Source organism: Kitasatospora sp. NPDC057542 (assembly GCF_042801945.1).
Lineage (GTDB): Bacteria > Actinomycetota > Actinomycetes > Streptomycetales > Streptomycetaceae > Kitasatospora.
On the sequence record NZ_JBHVFE010000591.1, the window covers coordinates 1 to 4,851 of the forward strand.

The following is a 4,851-nucleotide window of genomic DNA, read 5'->3' on the forward strand; positions in this document are numbered from 1 at the left end:
CCACCGGGGCGTTGCCCGGGGTGAACATCCCGATGGAGATCACCTTCACGCCGTGCGCGGACGGCGGCATGATCATGTTCTCGACCTGGGTGGGCCGGCCGTCCGTCCCCAGCATCCGCGGCGGCCCAGGACTCGGCAGCCGCCGCCAAGGCGATCGCGGACTCGACGCAGGCCCTGGTCGACGTGATGGTGGCGCGGGAGACCAAGGAGAAGGCGTACCTGTCCACCGGCCGGGTCTCGTTCGCCGCGGGGGGCCTGCGCGAGCTGGTGGCCCCGGCGGAGGCGAGGACGGCCGAGGGCCTCGGCGCCGGCTCCACCCTGGAGGCGCTCCAGCAGGCGTACGGCGCCAAGGGCCTCCAGCCGGCCAAGAGCGGCAAGTACGTGTTCCCGGTCGAGGGTCAGCAGGGCTGGCAGTACGAGTTCACCGTGGACGCCGGCAAGGTCACCGGCATGGCCGTGGTGAACCGCGACCTGAAGTGCGTCTGACCGGCCGACCGGCCGCGGAGGGCCCCCGTGAACCGCCCGGTTCGCGGGGCCCTCCGCCGTATTCCGGCGGGCGGAGAATTCCGGAGCGTGACGGGGAAATCACTCTGCGCGTGAACGCGGGTGTGATCGGAATGTGCCCCTGTGGTTAACGCGGCATCACAAACTTCGCCAATCGCCACCAGAGTCCCCGGCGGGTCGTCGAATTTAGACCCAACTGCCCTTTTTGGTATCTGTTCTGACATGGCATGAGTTGCAGTAGGCTGACTCCGCGATAGGCGTCGCCGCAGGTCTCGTGCCGCAAAGCACTTCGATGTGATGTGACATCAGGTGTCTTTCGGAGAGGTTCAGGCCGCCAGTCCCATTCGCGCTTTGGGGCCCGGACCGGCTCCACGCGATGCCACCTGAAGAGAGTTTCATGACGTCATTTGTGCAGGAACCCTTTTTCTGGGTCTTCATCGTGGTGATGCTCGCAGCCGTCGGAGCGGCCCTCCAAGCCCGCAGGACGAACCTCGCCCTGCGGCGGCGCAACGCCGCCCTGGAGGAGGAGAGTGCCCTGGCACAGCGGCAGCGCGACGAGCTCGCCGTGCTGCACGACCGCATGCAGGGCCAGCACGCGTCCGAGCTGACGGCCGTCCGACGGGACGCCGAGGAGGACACCAAGGCCGTCCTCAAGGCGGCGATGCGGACGCTGCAGGGCTTGGCCGACGAGCAGCAGGTCGTCATCGACAAGGTGCAGCGGAAGTACGGCGACAGCCCGCAGATCCTCGCCGACCTGATGACGATCGACCACACGAACAGCCAGTTCGGCCGGCGCGCCCAGGGCATCGCGGTGCTCTGCGGCGGCTGGCTGGGCCGCCGTGAGAGCGTCGCCTCGGTCTACGACGTGGTCCGCAGCGCCCAGGGCCGGATCCGGCACTTCGACCGGGTGCGGATCCACTCCCGGGTCAGCGTCTCGCTCGCCAGCAAGGTCGTCGAGCCCATCGCCGTCGTGCTGTCCGAGCTGCTCGCCAACGCGACCAACTACTCCGCCCCGGACACCCCGGTGGAGGTCAGCGTCCAGGCCGTCCCCACCGGTGTCTGCCTGATCATCGACGACGCCGGCCTCGGCATGGGCCAGGAGGAGAAGGACCGCGCGGCGGTGCTCCTGAACCCGGGTGCGCCGATCAGCCTCACCAGCCTGGGCAACCCCCCGAAGTTCGGCTTCGCCGTCTCCGGCATGCTGGCCGCCCGCTACGGCTTCCGGGTCTCCGTCGACTCGGTCTCCCCGTACGGGGGCGTGCGGGCCGTGGTGCTGCTGCCGGCCGAGCTGCTCAGCAGCGAGGTCGCGGCCCCGCCCGCCGCCGAGTACGCCGACTACCAGGCCGCGCCGGTGGAGCAGCCCGCGCAGGCCTGGGGGCAACCGGCCGGTCAGCGGCTCGTGTCGCTGTCCGAGCCGGCGGCGCCGCTGGCCCCGGTGCCGGCGCCGCCCGCGGCGACGGCGGGACCGGAGACGACCGCGGACGGGCTGCTGCCGCGGCGCCGCCGCCAGCGCCCCGTGTCGGTCGTCCCCACTCCGCAGGACCCCGGCCGGGCCGAGGAACCGATGCGGAGCGCCGGCCAGCACACGCCGTCCCGCCTCGGCGCGTTCCAGCGCGGCACGCTGTCCGGGCGTAACACCATGACCACGGAAGGAACCGAGATCCAGTGAGCCGCGATCTTTCCTGGGTGCTCAACGACGTACTCCAAGTACCCGGCGCCCGGCACGCCATCCTCGTCTCCGCCGACGGCCTGCTGCTTGAGCGGTCCAGCGAGATCGGCCGTGACGAGGCGGAGACCAACGCCGCCGCGATGAGTTCGATGCAGTCGCTGAGCCGCGCGGTCGCCCCGTTCGTCGGCGGAGGCGGCGGGGTCTGGCGCCAGACCCTCCTGGAGTACGACCACGGCTGGATCTTCCTGATCGCGGCCGGCAGCGGCGCGTACCTGGCCGCCTCCACCGCCCCCGACGTCGACATGGAGGCGATGTCCTTCCGGATGCAGCAGCAGGTGGGCGCACTCGGACGGGCGATGTCGGCGGCTCCGCGCCAGAGCACGTTCAGCGGCTCATGACGGCCGGCGGCGAGGAACAGAGGGTCACCGGCGGTTTCATCCGCTCCTACGTCATCACCGGTGGGCGCGAGTTACCGAGTGCGGACGACCTGTCTCTGATCACCTTGGTCACCGTCGCGCCCGAGCAGGACCTTCCCGCCCTGCCGAGCCCGGAGACCCGGGCGATCTGGGAGCTGTGCTCCGGCGGCTACCTCTCGGTGGCCGAGGTCGCGGCCCGGCTGGAGCTGCCGGTGGGGGTCGTGAGGCTGCTGCTGACGGACCTGATCCGTGAGGGACGGCTGCTGCGCCGGTCGGCCCCGCCCCCGGCCCAGGCCCCGGACCCGAGACTTCTAGAGAAGGTACTGCATGGACTTCAACGCCGGTTCGCCTGAGGACATCTACGTCCCGGGCGCGGTGACGACCGCTGTCAAGATCCTGGTCGTGGGGCACTTCGCGGTCGGCAAGACCACGCTCATCGGCGCACTGTCGGAGATCGCCCCGCTGAGCACCGAGGAGAGCATGACGCAGGCGTCCACCCGCGTCGACGACCTCCGCGGCGTACCGGACAAGAAGACCACGACCGTCGCCCTGGACTTCGGCCGGCTGACGCTCGGCGACGACCTGGTGCTGTACCTGTTCGGCACGCCGGGGCAGCAGCGGTTCATGCAGCTGTGGGAGGACATGGCGCGGGGGGCGCTGGGAGCGCTGCTGCTGGCCGACCCGACCCGCCTGGCGGACACCTTCCCCGTCATCGACCTGATCGAGCAGTACGGCCTGGACTACGCGGTGGCGGTCAACAGCTTCGACCGGCAGAGCGAGTACACCGAGGACCAGCTGCGCGAGGCGCTCGACCTGCTGCCGCACACGCCGGTGGTGTTCTGCGACGCCCGGGACCAGCGCTCCTCGGCCAACGCCCTGCTGACGCTCGTCCGGCACCTGCTCGACCGCGCCTCCTGACCTCCCCCACGTCTCCCTCCCCTCACGTCTCCCGGGTCCGCACCCGCCCGGGGCCTCCTCCAAGGAACGACCCATGGAATCTCTGCAGCGACCCGTCCCGCAGTCGGCGCCGCCGGGCTGCCCGATGCACGCCGGCGTGAGCACACCGCTCTACGGGGACATGTTCTCGTCCGACCCCGAAGCGGTCTATGACAAGCTGCGCGCCAACGGTCCCGCCGCACCGGTGGAGTTGGCCCCGGGGGTGGACGCCACCCTGGTCACCTCGCACGAGGCCGCGCTGCGGGTGCTCCAGAACCCGGGGATGTTCGCCCGGGACTCGCGGCGCTGGGCGGCTCTGAACGAGGGGCGGGTGCCGATGGACAGCCCCGTCCTGCCGATGATGTTCTACCGGCCCAACTGCCTCTTCTCGGACGGCGCCGAGCACCTGCGGCTGCGCAAGGCCGTCACCGAGAGCCTGGACCGGCTCAACGACAACCGGCTCAACCGGCATGTCGAGCGGATCGCCGGCTACCTGATCGACCAGTTCAGCGCGCTGGGCCGGGCCGACCTGCTCAACGACTACGCCAAGCTGCTGCCGCTGCTGCTGTTCAACCAGCTCTTCGGCTGCCCGGCCGACATCGGCGACCGGCTGACCCGCAGCATGTCCGCGCTCTTCGACGGCCTCGACGTGATCCAGGCCAACGAGGAGCTGACCTCCTGCCTGATGGACCTGGTCGCGCTCAAGCGCCGTCAGCCGGGCGACGACATCACCTCCTGGCTCATCCAGCACCCGGCCGGTCTGCGGGACGAGGAGCTCAAGGACCAGCTGGTCATGCTGATGGGCGCCGGCGTCGAGCCCGAGCGCAACCTCATCGGCAACGCGCTGCTCCTGCTGCTGTCCGGCGAGGGCGGTTCCGGCCTGCGCATCGAGGACGCCCTCGACGACGTGCTGTGGAACAACCCGCCGATCGCCAACTACGCGACGCACTACCCGATACAGGACCTCAACCTGGGCGGCGTCCCGATGGACGCCGGCAGCCCGGTGGTGATCAGCTTCGCCGCCGCCAACAGCGACCCCGCGCTGACCGACGCCCGGCTGACCCTCAGCAAGGGGGCCCACCTGGCCTGGGGCGCCGGTCCGCACGCCTGCCCGGCCAAGTCCCCGGCCCAGCTGATCGCACTGAGCGCGATCGAGTGCCTGCTCAACGCGCTCCCGGACGTCACGCTCGCGGTGCCCGCGGAGAGCGTGGAGTGGCGGCCGGGCCCGTTCCAGCGCGGCCTGGTCGCGCTGCCGGTGCGGTTCAGCCCGGTGGCCGCCCGCACCACGGCGCCGGCCGTGAGCCCGGGCACCGCCCCGCCCGGGGC

The 4,851-nt window shown here is 71.1% G+C and carries 6 protein-coding genes and 1 pseudogene; 6 read left to right on the forward strand and 1 reads right to left on the reverse strand.

The annotated features are described in order from the left end of the window. Positions 1-121 (reverse strand): annotated as a pseudogene (locus tag ACFU7Y_RS40250) (sodium:proton antiporter); the annotation flags it as partial. A gap of 65 nt (positions 122-186) precedes the next feature. On the opposite strand from ACFU7Y_RS40250, the gene ACFU7Y_RS40255 reads away from it, so the two are divergent. The 6 genes from ACFU7Y_RS40255 to ACFU7Y_RS40280 form a co-directional block, all read left to right on the forward strand. Next, on the forward strand, positions 187-486 hold the full coding sequence (locus tag ACFU7Y_RS40255) for a hypothetical protein (RefSeq protein ID WP_380771339.1): 300 nt from the start codon (positions 187-189) through the stop codon (positions 484-486). 415 nt (positions 487-901) lie between these two features. Then, the gene (locus tag ACFU7Y_RS40260) at positions 902-2,173 is read left to right on the forward strand and encodes an ATP-binding protein (RefSeq protein ID WP_380771341.1); all 1,272 of its coding nucleotides are present in this window, start codon (positions 902-904) and stop codon (positions 2,171-2,173) included. Beyond that, entirely contained in the window at positions 2,170-2,571 is a 402-nt protein-coding gene (locus ACFU7Y_RS40265) for a roadblock/LC7 domain-containing protein (protein WP_224283214.1), read from the forward strand. The genes ACFU7Y_RS40260 and ACFU7Y_RS40265 overlap by 4 nt, the downstream gene beginning before the upstream one ends. Continuing rightward, the gene (locus tag ACFU7Y_RS40270) at positions 2,568-2,942 is read left to right on the forward strand and encodes a DUF742 domain-containing protein (protein WP_224283213.1); all 375 of its coding nucleotides are present in this window, start codon (positions 2,568-2,570) and stop codon (positions 2,940-2,942) included. The genes ACFU7Y_RS40265 and ACFU7Y_RS40270 overlap by 4 nt, the downstream gene beginning before the upstream one ends. Next, positions 2,917-3,507, forward strand: a complete 591-nt coding sequence (locus ACFU7Y_RS40275; protein WP_224283212.1) for an ATP/GTP-binding protein — start codon at positions 2,917-2,919, stop codon at positions 3,505-3,507. Before ACFU7Y_RS40270 ends, ACFU7Y_RS40275 begins: the two co-directional genes overlap by 26 nt. A gap of 73 nt (positions 3,508-3,580) precedes the next feature. After that, on the forward strand, positions 3,581-4,851 hold a 1,271-nt coding region (locus ACFU7Y_RS40280), incomplete at its 3' end, for a cytochrome P450 (protein WP_380771344.1).